This is a genomic window from Pseudoalteromonas sp. AOP7-A1-14, assembly GCF_052376275.1.
GTDB lineage: Bacteria > Pseudomonadota > Gammaproteobacteria > Enterobacterales > Alteromonadaceae > Pseudoalteromonas.
Map to the genome: position 1 here is coordinate 1 of NZ_JBQSVO010000299.1, position 455 is coordinate 455.

Annotated in this window: 1 protein-coding gene; it reads left to right on the forward strand. The window is 37.8% G+C overall.

Going from position 1 to position 455, the window contains the following annotated elements; translation table 11 throughout:
- Positions 1-455: surface lipoprotein assembly modifier (locus ACT3RM_RS18200; protein ID WP_444511557.1), on the forward strand; the 455-nt coding region annotated here is incomplete at both ends.

The window sequence follows — 455 nt, forward strand, 5'->3', positions numbered from 1 at the left end:
ATTTAGGTTATAGCTATCAAACGGCTTATGAGCAATTTTCAGCATCTGGGCAATTTAAATACAATGCATTAGGCAATAGTACGCTTTACAGTGCTGCGGGTGTTAAGCTTGATTGGCTAACAAACCTGTCGAAAAAACTAAATGTAAAACTTGAGCTTGAAATTGAACAGCAGTCTTATCAACCTCAGCACTATAGTTATCAATCCGGTACACAATTGGCAAATTACAATACCCTTTGGTATCAGCTTAATGAACAATGGTTACTGTTTGGTGGTCTAGATTACAGTAAAAAGAATAACAGTGAACAGGTACATGCTTACCAATTATTTTCGAGTAGATTTGGTGTCAATAAGCGCTGGAGTAATGGGGTAGAGACAACTTTCTTTGCATCGCTCAGATCGCGTAAATATGAACAGTATAGTGCTTTATTGGCGCAAAAGCGTAAAGACCTTGAG